Source organism: Algoriphagus aestuariicola, assembly GCF_017254835.1.
In the GTDB taxonomy this organism is placed as follows: domain Bacteria; phylum Bacteroidota; class Bacteroidia; order Cytophagales; family Cyclobacteriaceae; genus Algoriphagus; species Algoriphagus aestuariicola.
In genome coordinates, this window is sequence record NZ_JAFKCW010000004.1 from 407,885 (window position 1) to 429,783 (window position 21,899).

Consider the following 21,899-nt stretch of genomic DNA (forward strand, 5'->3'; position numbering starts at 1 on the left):
CAGCTGGTTTCCTTTTGTGCAACTAGAAAATACGGAAAAAATAGACGGGACGCGGTTCATCTCTATGTATTAAGATCATTGAATTTCAGCGGTAGCAGTTCGGAGATTCCTTTAACCCGCAGTATATTTCCATTTTGTCTCAGAATCAGCATCGTCACCGGTTTTCCAAAGCGCTTTTCGGACTCATTGATCGTCTGTCGGCAGATGCCGCAGGGGGAGACTTCTGCCCAGACTTCCTCGCCGGCGCGCCTTGCAACGATGGCAAGCATTAGCGGTGCCGAGTCGGGATAGTTGGCACCAGAATAACCTAGCAGCAGGCGTTCAGCACAGGATCCGGCCGGGAAACTGACATTTTCCTGGTTGGAAGACTGGAGGACTTCACCGTTTTCCAGCAAAACAGCCGCGCCCACTTGGAAGTTGGAATAGGGCGCGTAGGCCATCTTGGATACTTCCTGCGCTCTCGACAGCAAGTTCTGCTCTCGATCATCCAGCTCTTCCGGGCTCAATTCCTCGATTTCCGAATTCAGATTTATCTTTTTCAAACAATGAGATTGCTTTGGGCAAATGCAACACTTCAAAGTAGGGAAATGTTCGAGAATTACCTTCAGCCAGTCTATATCCCCGGGAAAATATTCCCATTTTAGTTGTGTAAACTTTAGAGATGAGCACGATTTTAATTCTTGGAGCGGGGAAATCCACCTCTTTTTTGATCGATTATTTGGCAGATACCTGTGCCAAAAAGGACAGGCACTTGATAGTGGCTGATCTGGACTTGGAGGCGGCGAAGGCGAGACTGCAAAGTCGTCCGGGTACAACAGCGGAATTTCTGGATTCGATACATGACGCAAAGAGACGTGAGTTGATCTCTGTAGCTGACGTGGTGATCTCTATGTTGCCGGCGTCTATGCACCCCTTGGTTGCGTCGGATTGCTTGAGCTTGGGCAAGCATTTTTTTTCCGCATCCTACGAATCATCGGAAATGAAAGCCTTGGCCCCTGAAATAGAACAGAGAGGGCTTTTCTTTCTCAATGAATGTGGCTTGGACCCGGGAATAGACCATATGTCAGCCATGAGGATCATCCATTCCGCAAAGGCAAGGGGAGAGGAGATCGTCTCCTTCAAGTCCTATTGCGGTGGCCTCCTGGCTCCAGACTCGGAGGATAATCCGTGGAATTACAAGTTTACCTGGAATCCCAGAAATGTCGTCCTCGCTGGCGTCGGGACCTCCTGCTATATCGAAAAGGGTGATATGAAGTATGTGCCCTACCACCGGCTTTTTCACCGCTTGGAGCCGGTTAGTATCTCGGGTTTTGCAGCATTCGAGGGGTATCCTAATCGGGACTCACTGAGCTATCGTGCAAAATATGGGCTGGAGGATATCCCAACCATGCTTCGCGGCACGCTTCGAAGAGTCGGTTATTGCCGAGCTTGGGACGTTTTCGTACAGCTGGGAATGACTGACGACTCGACTCAAATGGAGCTGGCACAGGGCGCGACATTAAAGCAATTTTTGAATGCTTTTCTGCCCTATCATGACCAGTTGAGTGTGGAGGAAAAGCTCGCGGAGGCGATTCCAGAGTTGGATTTTCCGACTTTTGAAAAGATCCAGTGGCTGGGATTTTTTGAAGACCGCAAGCTGCCCAAAACCCACGGCACACTCGCCCAAATCCTGCAAGCTATCCTGGAGATTGATTGGGAGCTACAGCCGGAGGACAGGGATATGATCGTGATGAAGCACCTGTTTGAGATTTTGACAGCAGAAGGGACAAAAAATATTACCTCTACGCTGGTTTGCTTGGGGGATGATGCGGTGCGCACTGCGATGGCCAAGACCGTTGGCTTGCCTTTGGCAATCGCGGTTGATCTTTTTTTGGATGGCAAAATATCGATCACGGGGCTCCATATTCCGACTATCCCGGAGCTGTATGTTCCTATTTTGCTGGAATTGGAGAGGTGGGGAATCCGATTTGAAGAGCAAGTTTGGAGTTGAATTCCGTCAATACCCAAGCAAAAAGCCTGAAAGCAAGCTCGAATAGTACGTGGAGTAGGATCTATCCGCATTTTTCAGCGTGATGATTTCCTCCGTGCAATCCTCCTCATGCTGGGAAAAGGAACAAATTTCCCGATAGAAGAGCTTGTCAGGAGTATCTCTTACCTGTGTCCTTTGACCTAGTCGCAGTCCGGAATTTTCGGCGAGAATCTGTAAATCCCGCATTTGCCTTGGAGGCAAGATCGCCCAGAACTTTCCTTCTCGCGAAAGTAGGGAAGATACTTTTACTACCAACTCTTCAAAAGACAGCTCATCTGTATGAAGTGCCCGGTTTCGCTTGGAATCGGGAGATTTCAAGTGGTCTGCGAAATAAGGAGGATTGCTCACGATCAAATCAAACTTGTCCTTTGTCGCAAAATCCTGAACTCTTGCCTGAATGAGGGATAGTCTGCCAGCAAACGCGCTCCCGCTGAAATTCTCCGCTGCTTGCTCGGCAGCATCGGGATCAATTTCTACTGCGGTGACCTGCGCGTCGGGAAAGCGCTGGGCCAGCATCAGGGCAATGACCCCAGTGCCGGTACCAATGTCTAGGATTTTTGTAGGGTTTTCAGCTTTCGCCAGCGAACCCAAAAGGATGGCATCGGTACTGAGCTTCATCGCGCAGCGATCCTGGTGGATGCGAAACTGCTGGAACTGAAACAAGGAATTGCCCATCAGTTTCTGGCTTTGCTGAAGAATTTGCTTCGAAAACCAGCTCTGTCCTCCATCGTGTTCAAATCGTCTTCAGAAACCCGCTTCACACTTTCTATGGTGTAAAAGGCTTTTTCGTCCACCTCTTTGACCTTGGAAATGAATTCTTTCAGGGAATCTCTCTTCATGACGGTGAACAGCAGATTGACCTTGCCATATCGCCCTTCACCGCCCACATTGGTGAATCGGTAGTTTTTTTCCTTCATAAACTCGAGCAGCTCAGGGTGTGGCGTGGGGGTGATCACCCGTACCAGTACCCGGCCGATGGCGAGCTTTTCCTCCAAGGCCATCCCTACAAAAGTTCCTGTCGCAAACCCGCCAGCATAGGCGATGTAGGAGATGGGATTGTCCACGTTTTGGAAGATTTGCCCGATTGCCAAGAGCCAGATCATGGCTTCAAAAAAACCCAAAACGGGAACGATTCCCTTTTTTCCGTTCATCATAAACATGATGCGGAGCGTGTTGATCGATACGTCGCCGATTCGCGCCACAAAGATCAGAAGCGGCATCAGGACGTAATTGAGCAGGTTGTCGGAGATTCCTAGGGAGTTAAACAAGTCTTGCATGAGTGTGTAGAAGCTTGCGCAAAAATACGGGTTTTATCGTGGATGCCGGCCCTGAAAATCCTAGAGTATCTTTTTATCCCGTCCTGCAGGAATGCCAAAGGCCAGGAATTGGACGGTCATCAGGAGCAAAAACCAAATCAAGAAATCCCAATTGCCAAACATGTCCATGGAAATTCCAAAAAGCAGGGGACCGAGGGCGGCGAGGATATAACCGGCCGACTGGACCATACCTGAGAGTTTTGCCGTAGTCATGTCTTCTGCCGAGCGAAGCGAAATGAGGGTGTAGGCGATGCTTAGACTTGCTCCGCTGCCTATTCCGATGATAGTAAGCGCAACGTAGGTGACGAGCTCGTTTTCGATAAATAGCGTCCCATAGCCGAGTACATAGCCGATGCCGACAGTCAGGATTACATTTGATTGCTCACGTAGCTTGATCAAAAGACCGGGAACAAAGAAGGTTCCGATAAGTGAGATTAATTGCATGTAGGAAAGGGAAATTCCAGCCTTCACCGGAGTCATGCCCCGGGCTATCAGCATGTCCGGCAGCCAGGTGATCAGCGTAAAATACATCACTGACTGAGCCCCCATGAAGAGCGTGACCTGCCAAGCGAGCCTCGAAGCCCATACGTTTTTGGCTGGGAGAAGCTTGGTTTGACTGGCGGATTGATGCGGCTTCAATTGGGGAATCCAAATTGCAAGCGCCAACACCATCAGGATGCTCCAAGATGCAAGAGATCCTCTCCATCCCCAGCCCAAATCGACGGCAAGAGGTACGCTCACTCCAGAGGCGATCGCGGCAAAGAGCGACATGCCCGTGGTAAGAATTGCCGTTAGAAGGCCGATCTTTTTGGGCAGGCGGGCTTTAAAAAAGGGAATCATCAGGACATTGGCGATCACGATGCCGATGCCCGTCAAGGCGGTGCCTAAATATAGCAACTCGATGCCCCCGAGTACTCGGATCAGCACACCCACAGTCAAGAGTACAATTCCGAGAAATATGGCTTTTCCATGTCCCAGCCTCTTTCCAATCGAAGGCGCAAAAAGAGAGAAAATGGCAAATGTGAGCAGGGATAGCGTCGTCAGAAACCCCGCCAGCCCATTGGAAATCCCCAAGTCCTCCCGAATAAAAGGGATCAGCGGTCCGACAGATGCGATGGAAGTCCTCAGGTTGATGGACACCAGGATGATGCCGAGGATGAGGACCGCATGGCGGGAGGATTTGGACATTTAGGAATTTTGATTTACGATTTGCAGCGTCGGTCCTCTGGGGATTGAACTTTTAACTAGCTAGCCTTTACTCTAGATCGTTAGGCTCTTGACTCCACCAGGTCCTTCACACATTCCACCCAGATATTCTCAGAGTTTAAGCTAGGTACCAAGTCCCATTCTTCTCCTCCCGCTTCCAGGAATTTGTCCCGGTATTCACCTGCCACTTCTACGGTAGTTTCCAGACAGTCGGCGACAAATGCCGGAGAAAATGCCAGCACCTTTTTGACGCCTTGAGCCGCTAACTCAGTGATGACTTCGTCGGTGTAAGGCTTTACCCAAGGGTCTTTGCCAAGTCTGGATTGGAAACAATTCACGGTTTTTTCTTCAGGAATGCCCATCTCAGCTGCGATCAATCGGGTCGTCTCAAAACATTGCGCCCGATAGCAGTAGGTGTTCGAAGGGCCATATTTATTGCAGCAGGCACCGAGCTGGCAATATCCGCCAACTGACCCTTTGAGAATCTGCCGCTCGGGGAGCCCATGGTAAGAAAACAGGATTTTGTCGTAATCTCTCTCTTTGATGAGAGCGTTGCCGCGCTCAGCCCATGCGGCAATGAATTGTGGATGATCCAGGAAATTGCTGATGAAAGAAAACTCAGGAATGATTTGCCAGCCTTGCGCAATTTCCATCACTTTGTCGATCACTGAGCCAGTAGAAGCTGAGGCATATTGTGGGAAAAGTGGCAAAACGATAATTTTGCCTACTTTTTCTTTTCGCAGCTCTTCCAGTCCTGATTCTATGGAGGGGCTTTGGTAGCGCATCCCGATGCTGACGACATACTTTTTGGGGTCCAGCTTTTCAGTCAGTTTTTCACGAAGGTCCACGGTGTGAAAAAGCAAGGGAGAACCTCTATCCGTCCAAAGTTTGCGGTATTCATGGGCAGACTTTGGAGCTCTAAAGGGCGCTATGATGAAGTTGATCAGCATCCATCTGGACAAAAAAGGAATGTCGATCACCCGGGGATCCATCAGGAACTCCCGGAGATATTTTCTTACATCGCTTGTCTCCGTGCTGTCTGGAGTCCCTAGATTCACCAGCAAAACGCCGGTTTTCGCTTTATTCATCGCCATGGATTGCTTTCAGATTTCCTTTGGAAAGCCCAAAAATAGCGGCTTTGTTTAAATTCTCCCGATTGATCTTTTCGAAGACCGATTGAAAGGAAAGGCGGAAAAAGATATCTTGGCGAAACGTACTGAAGAAAAACGCTATCCGGTACTCAGATCTTCAGCTTTCCGGCCCATCCCATCAAAGGCCCAGAGGCGATGCTAGAGATCAGTGCCAATATCACCAAGCCGATAAAGAGCGAGTCGGAAACCAAGCCGGCATCCAAGGCAATCAGCCCTAGCACGATGTCCATGCTTCCGCGAGTACTCAAGCCGAAACCCACCACGATGGATTCCTTTCGCTTGATTCCCGCCCACCGGCCCCCTATATACGCGCCAAAATACTTCGTGAGCAAGCCGACCACGACCACCACTCCCACTATTCCTAGGTCAAAAGACTCGATGAAGTTCACTTTCAATCCAATGCTAAGAAAGAAGATGGGAGCAAAGATGTTATTGATAAACTGGTGGAGGATTTCCTTGGCCTTTTCGGTAAGATATTCGGAATCTCCCAATGCGACGCCGATAATAAATGCTCCGAAAATCGCGTGAATGCCGATGAACTCGGTAAATGAGGCCGCCAAAAAGCAGATTGCCAAGGAGAGGGACAAGAGTCCGCCGGGCCAGGCGAGTTTCTTGTTGATCCATGGCAAAACCCGATTGATCAGACCCTTCCCGACAGTAAGCATGATCAGTGTAAAAGCGAGGGTGAGCCCTATGGTTTGCCATATTCCCAAGCCGCCTTTCCCCGATTCGGATAATGACAGGATTACCGAGAAGACTACCCAGCCCAAGACATCCACGATCATCGCGGCAGCTATGATCAAGAGACCCGTGGAGGTCTTGAACAAGCCCAGATCCATAAGGACTCTCGCTACGACTGCCAGAGCGGTGATCGAGATGGCTAGCCCAAAGAACGTCGATGCGACTATCCTGTCATTGATGTTGACGCCCAAAAATTCGGGGAAAGCATAGGCGACGACAAATCCCGCGATGATAGGCAGTATCATGGAGGCGACGGCGATTTTCAGTGCATTTTTCCCTTGGTTCCACACCACCTGTAGCTCCACTTCCAGCCCGGCAATAAACAGCAGCAGTACGACCGATATTTGTATAAAACCGTCCAAGGCGATGTTGGACATCTCGTGCGAACCAAACAGATACGTGTGGAAATCGGGCAGGAGCGTACCCAGTATGGTGGGACCGATGATGATACCAGCCAATATTTCGCCCACTACGGCGGGCTGCTTGAATTTCCTTGCGAGCTCGGCAAAAGCCCTCGCCATTATCAAAAGGGTCGCTAGTTGAAGGAGAAGGTTGATGACCTCCTGGTGATTGAGTGATTCCATGGAGGTTTACTTTTTTACGATCAATAGGTTGCAGGGAAGAGTGCTGAGGATATCTTCCAGGTCATGGGGAAAGATGCGATCAAAAAAGGTCAGCCTTCGGCCATCGCCTACCACGAGGAGATCAGCATCGATTTTTTCACAAAATCGAGCCAATTCTACTGCCCAGCGGCCACCAGTGACCTTGATGTTGATCCGCAGGCCCTTGTGGTCGAGGTCCTTCAGGATGTCTTGCACGTATTTTACTTCGTCTTGGACGAGCAGTCTGCGGGTTTGTGAGGCTTCTTCCTCGGAGTCCTCGCTGGCCGTCCCCATCATCAGGCCATACATCTTGATTTCGTTGAGAATGGAGATCTGGCTGGAGTCAACCGTTTTGGCAAACTCCAGTCCCTGACGAATAACCAGAGGAGTCACGGGAAGCTGGGTCCCGTTGATGACCACTTTCTTGAATTCTGATGTGGTGACTTTTGGATCAATAAGGGTCAGTACCGAGCAGTTTGCCTTGCGGATAATCTTGCGTCCTACCGAGCCGAGGTAGTACATCAGGAGTCCTTCCTCTTTTAGCGCTCCCGACACCAAGAGATCCACCTCTTCCTCCTCGCAAGCCTCCAGGATTTTTTTTACGGGCTTACCCTGCTCCTTCCACAGGATCTTGGTTGTCGTGGGATCCAAGTCCAACCGCAGAACCAAATCGTCAAGTCTTTTTGTCAGATCTTCTGTTTTTTCCCCTACGTGGATCAGGATTAGATTACTTTCAAAAAGCTCCGCCAACCTTTTGGCTTCAGAGACTAGGGCCTCCATCCGGGGAGAAAAGGCTATGGCAAGGGCTATTTTTTTGTACATGATCAAAGTCTAACTCTGTCAAATAAGCCAATTTTTATTAATTCACCAATGTCTTTGCTCATTCGAACCACTCATCCAGTGGGGTATCCGCTTGAGCGTGATTTCTTTTTTCAAAAAAAAGCGGTCGAAAAAACCTCCGGAATTTTTCCTAAACTACCCTAGAATTCTTTATTCAGAAAAAACCCGAATCCTTACCCTATGAGAAAATTCCTACTCACTGGATTGATGCTAGGGAGTCTGCTTGGTACTGCAGTTTTTGCCCAGTCGGACTATCCCACGCTCAGTCAGATCACCCAAAGGCTCCAAAAACTGGACGGCAACGCCTCTGTGGAGCTCACCTCCCTCACCAAGACGGAGGGTGGAAAGGACGTCTACGTGCTTAAGGTCGGCACTGAATCGGCAGACGAGAATCCGGCCATCGCGGTGGTTGGTGGCGTGGAGGGCTATCATGTCCTCAGCGTCGAGCTGGCACTGCAGTTTGCCGAGAAGCTCGTGGCCGACCATGAAGAAGCCTTGGAGAAAACCACATTTTACATTTTTCCCAACATGTCTCCTGACGCGTATGAACAATATCATGCCGCACTCAAGTACGAGCGCCGAGGTAATGCCGTGGCCGTGGACCATGATCGCGATGGCAAGCCTGGGGACAACGGCTACACCGACCTCAACGGGGACGGGATGATCACCTGGATGCGTGTGGAGGATCCCATGGGAGAATGGATTCCCTCCAAAGAAGACGAGCGGGTGCTTGTAAAAGCCGATCGCGCTAAGGGCGAAGCCGGGAAATACAGCCTCTATCGCGAGAGCAAGGACGATGACAAAGACGGTAAATTCGCCGAGGATCTAAAGGAGGGAATTGCCTTCAACAAGTCCCTGACCTACAAGTTTCCGGTTTTTGAGCCGCTGGCCGGAGATATTGCGGTATCGCAGAAGGAAAGCCGGGCGATGCTCGACTACCTGTTTGAGCAGTGGAATATCTTCGCATTCGTGACTTTTTCCCCGGCAAACAATCTCAGCACCCCACTAAAGTACAGCGCGGGAGATGCCAAGAAGCGGGTGATCACTTCCATTTTGGAAAAAGACCAAGCCGTCAATGCGATGGTGTCGGGGATCTACAATGAAACCGTCAGCCAAAAGGCTTTTCAGCAAAACAACCAGGGCACTGACGGAGACTTCTTCCAGTGGGCTTATTTTCATTTTGCGAGATTGAGCTTCTCAACCCCCGGCTACTGGACACCGGAGTTTAAAGCGAAAACCAATGCCGAAGCCAACTTGCTCGCATGGTCCGACTCCCTAGGACAGGAAGTGTTTGTTCCCTGGTTGGAGGTAAAACACCCGGATTTTCCCAGTCAAAAGGTGGAAGTAGGCGGAATCAAGCCCTTCGCGGCTTCGAATCCTCCCTTTGACAAAGTGGGAGAAATCGCCGAGGAGCACACGGCGTTCATCCTGAGGCTGGCGGAAATGCAGCCGAAACTGGAGTTTCACAACCTCAAAACAGAGGACTTGGGCAATGGACTGACTAGAATCAGCGTGGACCTGTACAACAATTCACCCCTTCCCTCACACTCGGAGATGGGCGAGAAGTCCCGATGGCTAAGAAAGATACGTATAGACATGGATGCCTCTGCCGACAAGCTGGTCTCGGGCGACAAGATCAAATTGGTGGATTCTCTGGGAGCCTTTGAGAAGACCTCCCTCAGCTGGATCATCCGTGGTGGCGGCAGCGTCACCTTCAAGGCGGGCGCGCCGCATGCAGGATTTGCCACCCAAACCGTAAAACTCTAAGCCATGAAAACTATGAAAACCAAAAATCTGATCGTAGCCCTGGCTTTGGGAGCATTGAGTTTGGGCAGCTTTGAAGCAACTGCCCAACAAGAAAACTACTTCCGTGCCATTGGTACGCCCCATAAGCCCAAAGTGGAGATCGCCTGGAACCGCTACTACAGTGCGGAAGGTCTTTGGGACTGGATGAAAAAAATCGCAGCTGCACATCCAGACTTGGCCAAGGTGGAGGCTATCGGAAAATCCGTCGAGGGTCGGGACATCCTGACGCTGACGATCACGGACTTTTCTACCGGAAAAGACACCGACAAACCAGCCATGTGGATAGATGGGAATATCCACTCCAACGAAGTGCAGGGGGCTGAGTTTTCCCTCTATGTGGCCTGGTACCTTACCGAGATGCACGCGGACAACGAATTTGTCAAACAACTGCTCAAGGACAAGACCTTCTACATTACCCCTACGATCAATCCAGACGCGAGAAACAATTTCTTCAAAGAGCCAAACAACGCCAATACCCCAAGGTCTGGGATGATGGTTTTGGACAATGACGGAGACGGGATGGCAGGAGAGGACCGAATGGACGATCTGGACGGGGACGGACACATCACGATGATGATTCGCAAGTCGCCGACGGGAAGATACATCAAGGACCCGCTGGACCCAAGAAGGCTGATGGCAGTAGGCCCCAGCCAGGTAGGGGAATATGAGATTCTCGGCCAGGAGGGAACTGACAACGACGGTGACGGCCAAGTCAATGACGATGGCGTGGGCTATTACGATCCGAACAGGGATTGGGGATGGAACTGGCAGCCGGACTATATCCAGCGGGGAGCGCTCAAGTATCCGTTTACGCTACCGGAAAACCGCTCCGTGATGGAATTTGTCATGAAGCACCCCAATATCGCAGGTGCGCAGAGCTTCCATAATTCAGGCGGGATGATCCTTCGTGGTCCTGGAGCCGAGGAGGACGTCAACACCTACAATCAGGACGATATCCGCATCTATGACGCCATCGGCAAAAAGGGCGAGGAGATGATCCCCGGCTATCGTTACTTGACCGTGTACAAGGATCTTTATTCTGTATTTGGCGGTGAGTTGGATTGGTTTTATGGGAATCGTGGGGTATTCACTTATTCTAACGAGTTGATGGTTTCCTATCTGTATTTTCATCAGCAATCTGGTGGCCGTGGTAGCCAAGACGAGCAATTCAAAGTAGACGAGCTGCTGACCTTTGGGGATGCCTATGTGAATTATAAAGAATTCACGCATCCGCAGTTTGGTACGGTGGAGATCGGTGGATTCAAGAAGACCTTTGGCCGTGCTCATCCTGGATTTCTGCTAGAGCAGGATGCCCACCGAAATGCCGCTTTTACCATCTACCATGCCTATCACACCCCAAAGCTTTCGATACTGGACGTGAAGGAGGAGGATCTCGGAGGCGGACTGAAAGCGATCACGGCGACTGTCTTCAACGAGCGTCTGATGCCCACCCATGCTAGCCAAGATCTTAAATACAAGATTGAAAGACCTGACTACGTCACGATCTCCGGTGCCAAAGTGGTGGCGGGATTTGTTGTGGAAGATGAGGATATGAAAAAATTCAAAGAGCAGAAATTTTCTCCAGAAAAGATCGCGGTGGAAAATGTGCCTGGAATGGGAGCAGTAAAAGTGAAATGGATCGTATCATCCGGCTCCAGCTATAGTATCACGGTCGATTCCGCCAAAGGCGGCAAAGCCAGCTGGAAAAAATAAAAACAGTTGGCGAGAATTTGAAAATGCAAATGTCCCAACACGGACGGTGAAATTTGTTGGTCCCCGGTTCTGAAATTCAGGATCGGGGATTTTTTTTGATCGGGAAATGGTACCTTATAGAGAATTGAAAATCAAATCCTTAAAAAAAAACCTGACTAACCCCAAATAATCCCAACATGGACAACACAGAAATCAACAAGGAGCTTTTGACCAAAAATTGGAGCGGCTCAAGCGTCAGCGAGCGGGAAGGCCAGGCTTGGGACAAAAAAAAGGAAATGGACTTTACCTACACGAACATTGACAAGTTTATAAGGTACAGTCTGGGGGAGAATCCGGTTTTCAGCAATGCCATGTACAACGGGGACTTTTCTCTTTCCCTAGAGGAAGCCCAACGAAGAAAGCATGAATTTGTCACCAAAGCATTGGGTATAGAAAAGGGAAGTCGGGTCCTTGATTTGGGATGTGGCTGGGGGGGATGGCTCAAATACCTGAAGGAGGTGGTCGGTGCCGATGGCATCGGGGTCAATCTTTCCGATGGCCAAGTGAATGCCTGTCGGCAAAATGGATTGACAGCCTATATCAAAGATGCCCGATTTATCAAACCAGAGGATTTTGGGACATTTGACGCGGTTACGGCTTTTGGAAGCTTCGAGCATGTGGCCTCCGTCAAAGACTATCTGGAAGGCAGACAGGACGAAGTCTATGAGGACTATTTTCGTCATGTCTCCAATCTGCTCGAGCCGGGAGGGAAGTTTTACATGCAGAGCATGGTCTTTGACAAAAACATGATTCCTTTTGAACAAATTGACATCAATTCCCCAAAGGATTCCGACAGTTATATTATCGCATTGTTGTTGAAGCATAATCCAGATTCATGGATTGCCTATGGACATGAGCACATCATCCGCACGGCAGCCCCATATTTCAAGAACACATTCTATAGTGATGGTAGGCTCGACTATGTCAAGACCAACCGGGAATGGACGAAGCGGTTCTACAAATTCAACCTGAAAAAATACCTGTGGTTTGCCTCTTTGGTTCCCAAGCTATTCACCGACAAAGAATTCCGGCACCAGCTGGCGATCCTGAGAGTCCGTCCCAATAGAGTGTGCTTCGAAAGGCAGATCATGGGACATGCTAGACTCGTTTTCGAAAAATCGGTATGATTCGCACCTCAGGTTTTTGGGGTGTCTACAGCTCTGCGAGTTGAAAAAGTAAACTTAGACAGTCGGCCTAGATTCGTTGTATGGACGCAGATAGTCAATTCGATTTTATTTAGTGCGGGAGTAAGTCGTTTTTGCGATTTACAAATTCCACCAGTATGTAAACTTCAGTACGAGCGAGCGGTTTTTCACATTGAAAGGATCTGGGAGGTAGTTGTCGGTGTAGACGATATAGATATCAGAAGCCGGCTTGAATCTCCATTGAAACCGGGTATTGAGGTTGATGTTGTCGATTTGCTCGTTGTACTGGATGAATGCCGTGAAAAAGAGCGTGTTCGTCATCGTCACATCTATCCTCGGGCCCACCAACAAATAATCAGTGGTGCCCCAGGGCTCCGAAAGCACGATTTTATTGTAGGTGGTGCTCAGTGCCAAACTCACATACGGCTGGAAGCGGTAGCCCAGATCCGTCGTGAGCGTGTACAGTTCCCCATCTGCATAATACCCGCCCATTCTGGTCGAAAAACCATAAGTAAAAACACTTTGGGGCTTTGATACATACTCCGTTCTCCAGCTGAAAGCATAATGATCCGAGCCTACCGGCAATTTCTCATTTCCGGAGTTGGTCGGGTCAAAAGGCGCTTGGAGTTTCACAAAATCATAGATCAGGTAGGTGGCCAAATTGCTTTGGCTGCGGAAACGCACATTGTAGGAAATGAATGAATTGTTGTCGGTATGGACGCCCTTGGTGTTATAAAACAGCGTCGAACTTGCATCGGGACCGTGGCTCAGGATTTTTTGGCTTTTGGGAAACCAGCGATAGCCGACAAATGGGTTTACTTTGTAGTAGCCGCGTCTTGGCACATAGCCCACCTCCGCGGTGTAGTTTTCAGACACATATTCATGCTGCCAGCTCCAAGTCAGATTGCCTGCAGCATACTTCAGATTAGCAGCATGGACAAAGCCATTGCCGGTATTGTCCGGGCCAAAGCTTTGAAGGAGCATTGCCTTGCCTGTCCAGATGTTGTTCGCTGAGGCGAGATTGTACTCAAGTCCCACATTTCTGTTGAATTGGGAATAAACCGGGTTTTCGGAATTTGGATCAGGATTGTAGTTCAGACTCTGTTTGTTGACAAAGATGGCTCCGATGTTGGATCGAGCGCCGACTTGACGCTGAATCGCCATCACGGTGAAGTTTTGCGAGGGTAATTCGGTTTCCTTCACGTCTCCGGTTTGCATGTTCATTGCACCGATCCGCCAGTCTTTGTTGAGTTTGCCGCTCAGTCTCGCACCAAATTGAATCGGGGCATTCAAGCCGATTCTTCTGGAGAAAAAAGGCCGGATCGTCGTATAGCCAAAGCCGGCAAACAAGTCCCCGTTCTCCAAAAAGAATTGTCTTCTCTCTGGGAAGAAAAGCTCAAAGCGATCTAAGTTGGTGACCTGTCGGTCAACTTCTACTTGGGAGAAATCTGGATTTACGGTCAGGTCCAGGTTGAGGGATGAAGTGAGAGCGATTTTCGCATCCACGCCTACTTCGCCTCTGGTTTCCGTAGAGCCTTCGTTTTGAAAGTCTTTGCTTATCCCGCCGAGAGCATAGGGGATAATGGAAATGTTTGCTCCGGGATCTGGCGGGGGATTATCCCATACGAGCGTTCCCGTATACGCCAAAGACGCGGATGGAAACTGCCGAGGTACCGGCGCCCATCCAGACTTTTCGGTAGTCTTAAGATCCAGCCTGCTAAAGTTGATTCCCCACTCAGAGATTCCTTTTTTGTAGCGGATGGACTTGAAGGGAATAGCTGCCTCGAAAATCCACTTGTCTTCATAGTTTTTGACTTTGGAAACCCATTTGTTGTCCCAGCTAAGATCCACGGAGCCGCCGTTGTACATCTGTCCGTCCCATTGCGCGCCAGCCGCATTCGCTCCAAATGAAAACCCGTTTGTCAGATCGTCAAAGGGATCCATGAAGAGTAGAAAATTGTCGTTTTTCCCAAAGCTGAAATCCCTACGCAGTGACTCGACCATGTAGGGGCCAGGTAAGGCGTGATGGTTTACTACAAGCAAATACAGATGATCCGTATCGTAGCTCATTCTTACGTCCGTTTTCACCTGCGCGAAACTGGTGTCCATGGGTGTGATCATGAAAAAATCAGTTGCGACTTCCGCATCTTCCCAGGCCTTTTCATCCATGACGCCGTCAATGATCACAGGCGAGGAGGCCATTTTTATCGGCAAGCGATACTTTGCATTGATTTTTTGCGCTGAAATGGGCGGAATAAGGCCAAGACCCAGCAGGAAAACAAGAATGAGTACTCGGACGGATTGGATCACGCTGTTGGGGCTAGGCTTCCTGGTAATATATCGGAAGTTGGGCACGTTCAATTATTGCTTGATTCGGTAGGCGAAGGTCAGGTTGGACTGTCTCCGTTGCATTTGCGACTCGCCTTCGGTGTAGAAATTGTACCCCTCGGAGATGAAGCGATTGATTCTGGTATTGAAGATGTCGGTCACATTCAAGACCAAAGTTCCTCGATCTTCGAGTATTCTTTTGCTTGCAGAGAGATCCATGAAAAATATGCCCTTTCGGTAGCCTTGGGCAGTTTTTTGTTTTGCCTCATAGTTAGCTCGGACCTGGATATCCCAGCCTTCTCCGAAGGTAAACCTGGACGTTTGGCGGAAAAGCCAGGAATAGGTTTTCCTCAATTCCGTCTGTCCTATGTTGCTGGCGTCGATTCGTGCATGGAAGAAGTTGGCGTTGAAGTCTAGTTTCCACCATTCCTTCACCCGGTAGTCCCCGCTGAATTCGACCCCGAAGGACTTTTCTCCGGTCAGATTGTATGGAGCGGTCACGGAGAAACCATCGTCATTGACCTGGCGGATGCGCTCGATCTTGTCCACGGTATTTCTGAAATAAACAGTTGAAAACAGTGTGGCCTTTTCAAAGTATTTGATGTGACCAAGCTCGAAGGCGTCGGTGTATTCCGGGTTTAGGTCGGGATTTCCACTGAAGAAATTCCGCTGGTCGGAAAAGGTCACGTATGGACTCAAATCGTTGTATACAGGTCGTCTGATCCTTCGGCTATAGCTTAGTTGGAAGGCGTTCTCCTTAGTCAGGTTGTAGGTCAAATGGGCTGATGGGAAGAAGTTAGTATACTCCCTGGGATTGCTTTCATTGGTCTCCACGAGAATAGTTTCCACTACGGTATGCTCGGCACGTAGCCCGCCTTGGTAGCTCCATTTTCCTGTTTCGTTGCCGAATATACCATATGCGGCTAGGATGTTTTCATTGTATAGGAAGATATTGTCCAGCCCTGGAATCGTGACAAAATCTCCAGTTTCATCCTCTTCCTGTACGATATAGTCGTTTTCCATTTCCCTGAAGCTTGTCCGGAGCCCGGTTTCAAACTTTCCTTTTGTCGCAAACGGTTTCACATAGTCCATCTGGAGCAGGTACTGGTTTTCAAACTCGTCGTTTAGGGAGGTCTGAACCAAATCATCGGTGGGAACTGGAGTGTCGCTTGGAGTGAAAGAATACTGGGTGAAAAGCTGATCGGATCGCTCCCAGTAATTCAAATAAGTGAATGAAGCGGTGAATTCGTGGCCCTTTTGGGCAAAAGTCCGCTTATAGTTGACAATGGCTTCTTTGTTCGGCTCGTCTTCGGTTTCGTCTTGACGGCGGAGTGTATAGCCAAGGTAGTTGTCGAAGCCATTCAGGTAATCCTCGTATCGAATATCGGTGATACGGTGGGCATCGCTTCTTCTCCACAAATAAGAGGCCGTCAAGACGCTGTTTTCGTTGAAATAGTAATCCAAGCCGCCTCTTAAGTTATTGTTCAGCCCTGATACAGTCGACGCATTGTTCTGGCTCAATATCGAGGTGGTTCCGTCCTCATTATAGACCTCCTGATAAAGTTCGCTGATCCCAGGTTGCTCACGATAGGTGAGGCCGTAGTTGATGAACCAGTTGATGCGATTGTGCCTGTAATTCAGATTCGCGGTGAAGCCCGTGTTGAGTGGATATCCGGCAATAACCTCAAAAGAGCCATTGAATCCCTGCTTGCTGTCTTTTTTGAGGACAATATTGATGACCCCAGCCATTCCTTCCGCTTCATATCTGGCAGAGGGGTTGGTGATTACCTCGACCCGTTCGACCATATTGGCCGGTAGCTGACGAAGTCCGGCGCTTCCTTTGAAACTGACCAATCCCGATGGCTTGCCGTCGATGAGGATGCGCACATTTGAAGAGCCTCTCAGTCGGACGTTGCCATCAGGGTCGACCGCCACCGAAGGAAGATTCATCAGGATGTCTGAAGCATTACCACCGGCGTTGGCGAGGTCTTTTCCGACGTTGAAAATTCGCTTATCAAGGGAAAGCTCCATGATGGTCTTTTCTCCCTGGACCACCACCTCAGTGAGATCAGATGCAGTCGTAGATAGTCCAATTTCACCCAGATCCTGATTTTGGCTGTCTCGGGAAAGCGTAAAAGCCTTCGTTTTCTGAGCCTCATAGCCCATGAATTCGATCAAGGCATAGAATTTTCCGAAAGGAAGGTCAACTGAATACTTTCCATTTTCATCGGAGATTCCACCTCCCACAAGGCTGTCTTTTTCAGAGTAAACCGCGATACTGGCAAAAGGAAGCGGCTCTGAACTTCCAATGTCGAGGATAGTGCCACGGATCTTTCCCCGATTTTGTTGGGCATGGGACTGGACAAAGCTCAAGAGTAAGGCCAGTACCGAAAGAATGAGTAGGTTTTTTGGGTAAAAGGGTTTCATAGGTTTGGTAAATAGAGCCAAATCAAAATTAATATGAATCAGGCGGCCGAAATTTAGAATGAAAGCGATTCCTTTCCATGCTTATTTTTACAAATGGCGAAATCGATGGGACTATTCCAAGGCATTTGAAAGGAATCCGGCGGCTCAGACCAGTAACTGTCGTCTACGGACTCGGCAAAATATGTAACTAAAATGTCATAACTTTCCTGCTCTGCGACGAGATGACAAATTTTTCTTTGGCATCTTGTTGTACTGGATCAAACTCTGGAACTGCTTTTTTTATTTTATCTCCAATATCCAAACCAACAACACAATGAGAAGGACTTTTGCGCTGACTGTTTTGTTTCTATCCACTTTATGCAGCCTTTCATTTGCTCAGGATGATGCTGCCGAGTTGGCAAAAAAACTCGCCAATCCCATCGCCTCGCTGGTTTCTGTCCCCTTCCAAAACAACACCGACTATGGAATCGGAGAGATGCGGGGAACTAGAAACACGATGAATTTCCAGCCAGTGTTGCCGATATCGCTAAACAAGGACTGGAATGTGATCACTAGAATTGTCGCTCCCTACGTTACCCAGTACAATGTTACCGGCTTTGGAGAGAAGCAGTCCGGGCTGTCCGACGCGGTGATGTCGGCTTTTTTCTCGCCCAAAAATTCCGAGAAACTCACTTGGGGTGTAGGGCCGGCCTTCTTGCTTCCGATTGCTACCAATGACTATTTGGCTACCAAGAAATTTGGAGTCGGGCCTACGGCAGTGGCTTTGAAGCAGGCCAATGGATGGACCTTGGGTGCGCTGGTCAACCAACTCTGGTCTGTAGCCGGGAACGAAGATCGACCGGATGTGAGCCAGATGTTTGTTCAGCCATTTTTGGTGTATAACTGGAAGTCCGGTGCTGGCTTGGGGGCGAACATGGAATTCACCCAAAACTGGAAAGCTTCGACAACCACGCTTTGGCTCAATCCTACGATCAGTGCGGTGACTGCCTTGGGCAAGCAAAAGACTCAATTTGTTATAGGCCCACGATTCAATCTAGCCGCTCCAGATGGAGGAAAGGCTGATTGGGGCTGGAGAGCCGTCGTAATTTTCCTCTTCCCGAAGTAGGCAACCTGTGCCCTTAAAAATTCCGACAATTCAACGTTTCTAAACGAGGCTACTTCGTGAAAAGCCGGTTTATGCCTGCGCGTATCACTTCCAATCTACTTCTGGGCCCGGCGAGGTTGCTATGCAGGAAGTCATGGGAAAGCGCTGAACTTGCGTCAAGGGGGTTTGGATAGATCAGGATAAAACTGTGATCCTTGAGCCAAGTCCCCACCAGGTCTGGAACCAAGTCCATGTTTGGATGATGCGAGGGATCCCCCCTTCTGCTGAGTACCATGATCAGGTTGTCGTCCTTTTTCAGCAAAATGTTAAGATTGCTGGGATCATCCCAGCTTGGAAATGGGCGAAACTCCACTCGGATGGGGTTGGCGACCAGGATTTTTTGGAGATATTCCCGGGTATCCTCATTGACATAGAAGATCATACGACGCCCCGTGTTTTTGGCGATATTCCAGATTTTGACCAGCCAAAGCGGAAACCCCAATTCATGCTCGGCTTGTGGCGGAATCATCACTAGGTGCCTTTTGTGGGACGCAAAGGGTTGGTGGGGCTTGTAGATAAATGTGGTTGTGTTGACTTTTTCAAGTAGTCGATTAGTGACTTGACCGAGAAAAGAGTCTTTTCCTTCCAGCTGGACATGGAGTCCCAAGATCAGATCGGTGATTTTATTTTCATAAACCACGCTTGCGATTCCCTGCACAACATCTGCATCGTATCTAAGTAGCTCGATCAGAAAATTATCAGTGGCGGCCGTAATGGAACTGGCTTGATTGAGGATTTTTTGGGCTTTTACTTCCGCTGAGTAATCCTGAGTTCCCGGCTTGAGGATACTCAGACCGTAGAGTGAATTTTTCTTCCCTATGGATTTGAGGTTTAGAGCGAGGTTAATCAGGTCTTGGGCGGTCTCCTCGCTTCTGATTGGGATCAAAAACCGCTCGGTGAAGTCCATTCGATCTTTTTCGGCGAACGTAGCCTCGGAGAGGATGATCTTCTGAGCGCCCCGCTGAGCCTCCAGCGTGGCGATGGTACAGGTGACCAAGATCATGATAATCGTACCGTTGAGGACAGATTCAGAAAGTAGGCGGATGGGTTCACCCAAGGCGTCTCTACCGACGATCGTGTTATAGCCCACAAGCACGGCGGCGAGGGTGGCTGCGGCCTGTGCGTTGCTCAAGCCAAACATGAGGCTGCGCTCAGCCTTGGAGTAACCGAAGGATTTTTGCGCAGCAAGAGCCGCCAGATATTTTGAAGCCGTAGCCACCACGGTCATCGCTATGGCAATAAATACCGTCTCCCCATCTCGGAAGAAAACCCGAAAATCGACTAGCATACCAACGCTGATCAAAAAAAAGGGAATGAAGATCGCATTGCCGACAAACTCGATCCTGTTGAAAAGCCCCGAGGTTCGTGGTATAATGGGGCTGATCGCCAGGCCGACCAAGAAGGATCCGATAATACCCTCCAGGCCGGCCAACTCTGCCAAGAGCGCGCCTGCAAATACTATCGCCAGCACAAAGATGTATTGGGTGACGTTATCTTCGTTTTTCTTCAAAAACCATTGCCCAAACCTAGGTAGCACGATCAGAATAAGTAGGGCAAAGACCAGCAGGGAGAAAAATAGCTTGACCCAAAACATCATGTTGATCTCCCCGTGGGCCATTCCCACGATGATGGCTAGCACCAAAAGGGCTAGGGTATCGGTGATGAGCGTGCCACCTACAGTGACATTAACTACCCGGTTTTTGGCAACTCCGAGCTTGGAAACGATAGGGTAGGCGATCAGGGTATGTGAGGCAAACATACTGGCTAGCAACAGGGAAGAAGCCATGGAAAAGTTAAATAGGAAAAGGCTTGCCAGCGTGCCCAGAATCATTGGGATCAAGAAAGTATACATCCCGAATACGAAGCTTTTTCGGCTGTTTTTTTTGAAGTCCTCTAGATCTATCTCCAATCCAGCCAAAAACATGATGTAGAGCAGACCGGCAGTACCGGAAAGCAAAATACCGCTGTCCCGCTCCATCAGATGAAGTCCCTTTGGGCCGATGATGGCGCCGGCGATGATAAGCCCAAGAAGTGGCGGGATTCTGAGTCGATTGAGAACCAAGGGTGCCAAAAGGATGATCAGCAAGATCAGGAAGAACTTTAGCCCTTGATGGGTAATAGGCAATTCGAAGCCATTGGTGATTTCCAACAATCCCATACCTGGTTATAAAGATTGGTTGGGGTGGAAAAAGATCCCAAGGAATTGATACTTCGGGCATCGCTTGAGTAAAAGTGAAAAGCCAACTGCCATAAAATCTGTATTAGGGATTGATTTGTGGGATCTATAAGTTGCTAGCCTTTCAACGTCCTCTTCCAAAGATAGGTATAGATTTGCCTTTTTTGAGACAGTTGAGGTTTCAAAAAATAACTGGGCAAAACACGGGAGTTGCATTCCATGTCCTCGGCTGTGATGAATAGCGCTGGGGCCAAGCTGGCCGTCTTCTCCTAAGACTCTAGCCCGATAAGATATCCGGTGTAGAGCAGATAGGATGTAAGAAGCAAAAGGGCCTCCCAACGATCCAGTTTGTGTCTTTTGCCGGTAAACATCGCCAAAAAAAGGAAAATCGTACCGGCTGCCAAGATATAGAGATCGGTATTGAATCCCGAGTTATAAGCCATTGGGCGGATCAAACCACTTACGCCGAGGATGAGGAAAATATTAAAAATGTTGGAGCCGATGATGTTGCCTATGGCGATGTCCGCGTTTTTCCGCATGGCAGCCACTACGGAAGTGGCAAGTTCTGGCAGTGATGTTCCGGCTGCGACAATAGTTAGGCCGATGATCTTTTCGCTTACTCCAAGAGACTGGGCCATGGACACGGCGTTGTCGACCACGAGTTTTCCACCTCCTACCAAGCCTGCCAAACCGATAAAGATCAGTCCCCAAATCTTCATTGTGGAATAGTCTTTAATCTCGATTTTTTCATTGCTGGGATCGGATTTGAGCTGGGTGGCGACGTAGTAGAGAAATCCGGCAAACAGAGCCAGGTGTATTCCGGCATCCAATCTGGAGAATCCCTCAGAGTTGCCGAAAATAAAATTGTTTGCCAACAGGAAAAGGAGGATTGCCGCTATCAAAGAGAAGGGGATCTCTTTCCAAACCGTTGTGGACTGCACGGAAAGCGGAACAATCAAGCCAGCGATTCCGAGAATGACGAAGAGGTTGAAGTTGTTTGACCCGATGATGTTCCCAAAGACGATGTCGGGGTAGTTGCCGGAGGCGGCGACGGCGTTCACTACAAGCTCGGGCGCAGAGGTGCCAAAGGCCACGATAGTGAGGCCAATAGCCAAGTCGGATACATTCTTTTTCTTGGCTAAAACCGAGGCGCCGTCTACGAGCCAATCCGCTCCCTTGACCAAAAGAACCAAACCAATCAATAAAAGTACAGTTTGAAGGATCATGAGGGGAATC

The 21,899-nt window shown here is 49.2% G+C and carries 16 protein-coding genes; 5 read left to right on the top strand and 11 right to left on the bottom strand.

Annotation, left to right across the window (positions count from 1 at the left end; translation table 11 throughout):
• Positions 1 to 62: 62 nt before the first annotated feature.
• Positions 63 to 542, bottom strand: a complete 480-nt coding sequence (locus J0A67_RS17975; RefSeq protein WP_206570782.1) for a cytidine deaminase — start codon at positions 540 to 542, stop codon at positions 63 to 65.
• 119 nt (positions 543 to 661) lie between these two features.
• Here J0A67_RS17975 and J0A67_RS17980 point away from each other — a divergent pair, with 119 nt between their 5' ends.
• Positions 662 to 1,990: a saccharopine dehydrogenase C-terminal domain-containing protein gene (locus tag J0A67_RS17980; protein ID WP_206570783.1), complete on the top strand. Its 1,329-nt coding sequence runs from the start codon at positions 662 to 664 to the stop codon at positions 1,988 to 1,990.
• A 6-nt stretch (positions 1,991 to 1,996) separates the two neighbouring features.
• Here the strand turns inward: J0A67_RS17980 and J0A67_RS17985 are convergent, their stop codons facing one another.
• From J0A67_RS17985 to J0A67_RS18010, 6 genes are all read right to left on the bottom strand, one after another.
• A complete protein-coding gene (locus J0A67_RS17985) occupies positions 1,997 to 2,704 on the bottom strand; it encodes a tRNA1(Val) (adenine(37)-N6)-methyltransferase (RefSeq protein ID WP_206570784.1) in 708 nt (235 codons plus the stop codon).
• Complete coding sequence (locus J0A67_RS17990; protein ID WP_206570785.1) at positions 2,704 to 3,306, bottom strand: DUF2179 domain-containing protein; 603 nt, start codon at positions 3,304 to 3,306, stop codon at positions 2,704 to 2,706. The genes J0A67_RS17985 and J0A67_RS17990 overlap by 1 nt, the downstream gene beginning before the upstream one ends.
• Positions 3,307 to 3,366: 60 nt before the next feature.
• A complete protein-coding gene (locus J0A67_RS17995; protein ID WP_206570786.1) occupies positions 3,367 to 4,533 on the bottom strand; it encodes a CynX/NimT family MFS transporter in 1,167 nt (388 codons plus the stop codon).
• Between the two features lie 80 nt (positions 4,534 to 4,613).
• Positions 4,614 to 5,645, bottom strand: a complete 1,032-nt coding sequence (hemH, locus tag J0A67_RS18000; RefSeq protein ID WP_206570787.1) for a ferrochelatase — start codon at positions 5,643 to 5,645, stop codon at positions 4,614 to 4,616.
• A gap of 146 nt (positions 5,646 to 5,791) precedes the next feature.
• Complete coding sequence (locus J0A67_RS18005) at positions 5,792 to 7,027, bottom strand: cation:proton antiporter (RefSeq protein ID WP_206570788.1); 1,236 nt, start codon at positions 7,025 to 7,027, stop codon at positions 5,792 to 5,794.
• A gap of 6 nt (positions 7,028 to 7,033) precedes the next feature.
• Complete coding sequence (locus J0A67_RS18010) at positions 7,034 to 7,867, bottom strand: universal stress protein (protein ID WP_206570789.1); 834 nt, start codon at positions 7,865 to 7,867, stop codon at positions 7,034 to 7,036.
• Positions 7,868 to 8,065: 198 nt separating this feature from the next.
• Here J0A67_RS18010 and J0A67_RS18015 point away from each other — a divergent pair, with 198 nt between their 5' ends.
• The 3 genes from J0A67_RS18015 (at position 8,066) to J0A67_RS18025 (ending at position 12,570) form a co-directional block, all read left to right on the top strand.
• Positions 8,066 to 9,652: a M14 family metallopeptidase gene (locus J0A67_RS18015; RefSeq protein ID WP_206570790.1), complete on the top strand. Its 1,587-nt coding sequence runs from the start codon at positions 8,066 to 8,068 to the stop codon at positions 9,650 to 9,652.
• A 12-nt stretch (positions 9,653 to 9,664) separates the two neighbouring features.
• Positions 9,665 to 11,404, top strand: coding sequence for a M14 family metallopeptidase (locus tag J0A67_RS18020; protein ID WP_206571034.1), 1,740 nt, complete (start codon positions 9,665 to 9,667; stop codon positions 11,402 to 11,404).
• A gap of 176 nt (positions 11,405 to 11,580) precedes the next feature.
• Positions 11,581 to 12,570 (top strand): SAM-dependent methyltransferase, encoded by a 990-nt coding sequence (locus J0A67_RS18025; protein ID WP_206570791.1) that lies wholly within the window; start codon positions 11,581 to 11,583, stop codon positions 12,568 to 12,570.
• A 138-nt stretch (positions 12,571 to 12,708) separates the two neighbouring features.
• Here the strand turns inward: J0A67_RS18025 and J0A67_RS18030 are convergent, their stop codons facing one another.
• Together J0A67_RS18030 and J0A67_RS18035 are read right to left on the bottom strand one after the other, a co-directional pair.
• Positions 12,709 to 14,898, bottom strand: a complete 2,190-nt coding sequence (locus J0A67_RS18030) for a DUF5916 domain-containing protein (protein WP_438839594.1) — start codon at positions 14,896 to 14,898, stop codon at positions 12,709 to 12,711.
• Positions 14,899 to 14,949: 51 nt separating this feature from the next.
• Positions 14,950 to 17,343, bottom strand: coding sequence for a TonB-dependent receptor (locus tag J0A67_RS18035; RefSeq protein ID WP_206570792.1), 2,394 nt, complete (start codon positions 17,341 to 17,343; stop codon positions 14,950 to 14,952).
• Between the two features lie 313 nt (positions 17,344 to 17,656).
• On the opposite strand from J0A67_RS18035, the gene J0A67_RS18040 reads away from it, so the two are divergent.
• A complete protein-coding gene (locus tag J0A67_RS18040) occupies positions 17,657 to 18,448 on the top strand; it encodes a hypothetical protein (protein WP_206570793.1) in 792 nt (263 codons plus the stop codon).
• Positions 18,449 to 18,497: 49 nt separating this feature from the next.
• Here J0A67_RS18040 and J0A67_RS18045 read toward each other — a convergent pair whose 3' ends face one another.
• The gene (locus tag J0A67_RS18045; RefSeq protein WP_206570794.1) at positions 18,498 to 20,645 is read right to left on the bottom strand and encodes a cation:proton antiporter; all 2,148 of its coding nucleotides are present in this window, start codon (positions 20,643 to 20,645) and stop codon (positions 18,498 to 18,500) included.
• A 287-nt stretch (positions 20,646 to 20,932) separates the two neighbouring features.
• Positions 20,933 to 21,889: a calcium/sodium antiporter gene (locus tag J0A67_RS18050; protein WP_206570795.1), complete on the bottom strand. Its 957-nt coding sequence runs from the start codon at positions 21,887 to 21,889 to the stop codon at positions 20,933 to 20,935.
• Positions 21,890 to 21,899 lie beyond the last annotated feature (10 nt).

Excerpts from the sequence above, each read along its gene's own strand:
- J0A67_RS17980 (WP_206570783.1), top strand. The coding sequence starts at position 662 with ATGAGCACGATTTTAATTCTTGGAGCGGGGAAATCCACCTCTTTTTTG.
- J0A67_RS17985 (WP_206570784.1), bottom strand. The coding sequence starts at position 2,704 with ATGGGCAATTCCTTGTTTCAGTTCCAGCAGTTTCGCATCCACCAGGAT.
- J0A67_RS17990 (WP_206570785.1), bottom strand. The coding sequence starts at position 3,306 with ATGCAAGACTTGTTTAACTCCCTAGGAATCTCCGACAACCTGCTCAAT.
- J0A67_RS17995 (WP_206570786.1), bottom strand. The coding sequence starts at position 4,533 with ATGTCCAAATCCTCCCGCCATGCGGTCCTCATCCTCGGCATCATCCTG.
- hemH (WP_206570787.1), bottom strand. The coding sequence starts at position 5,645 with ATGGCGATGAATAAAGCGAAAACCGGCGTTTTGCTGGTGAATCTAGGG.
- J0A67_RS18005 (WP_206570788.1), bottom strand. The coding sequence starts at position 7,027 with ATGGAATCACTCAATCACCAGGAGGTCATCAACCTTCTCCTTCAACTA.
- J0A67_RS18010 (WP_206570789.1), bottom strand. The coding sequence starts at position 7,867 with ATGTACAAAAAAATAGCCCTTGCCATAGCCTTTTCTCCCCGGATGGAG.
- J0A67_RS18015 (WP_206570790.1), top strand. The coding sequence starts at position 8,066 with ATGAGAAAATTCCTACTCACTGGATTGATGCTAGGGAGTCTGCTTGGT.
- J0A67_RS18020 (WP_206571034.1), top strand. The coding sequence starts at position 9,665 with ATGAAAACCAAAAATCTGATCGTAGCCCTGGCTTTGGGAGCATTGAGT.
- J0A67_RS18025 (WP_206570791.1), top strand. The coding sequence starts at position 11,581 with ATGGACAACACAGAAATCAACAAGGAGCTTTTGACCAAAAATTGGAGC.
- J0A67_RS18035 (WP_206570792.1), bottom strand. The coding sequence starts at position 17,343 with ATGAAACCCTTTTACCCAAAAAACCTACTCATTCTTTCGGTACTGGCC.
- J0A67_RS18040 (WP_206570793.1), top strand. The coding sequence starts at position 17,657 with ATGAGAAGGACTTTTGCGCTGACTGTTTTGTTTCTATCCACTTTATGC.
- J0A67_RS18045 (WP_206570794.1), bottom strand. The coding sequence starts at position 20,645 with ATGGGATTGTTGGAAATCACCAATGGCTTCGAATTGCCTATTACCCAT.
- J0A67_RS18050 (WP_206570795.1), bottom strand. The coding sequence starts at position 21,889 with ATGATCCTTCAAACTGTACTTTTATTGATTGGTTTGGTTCTTTTGGTC.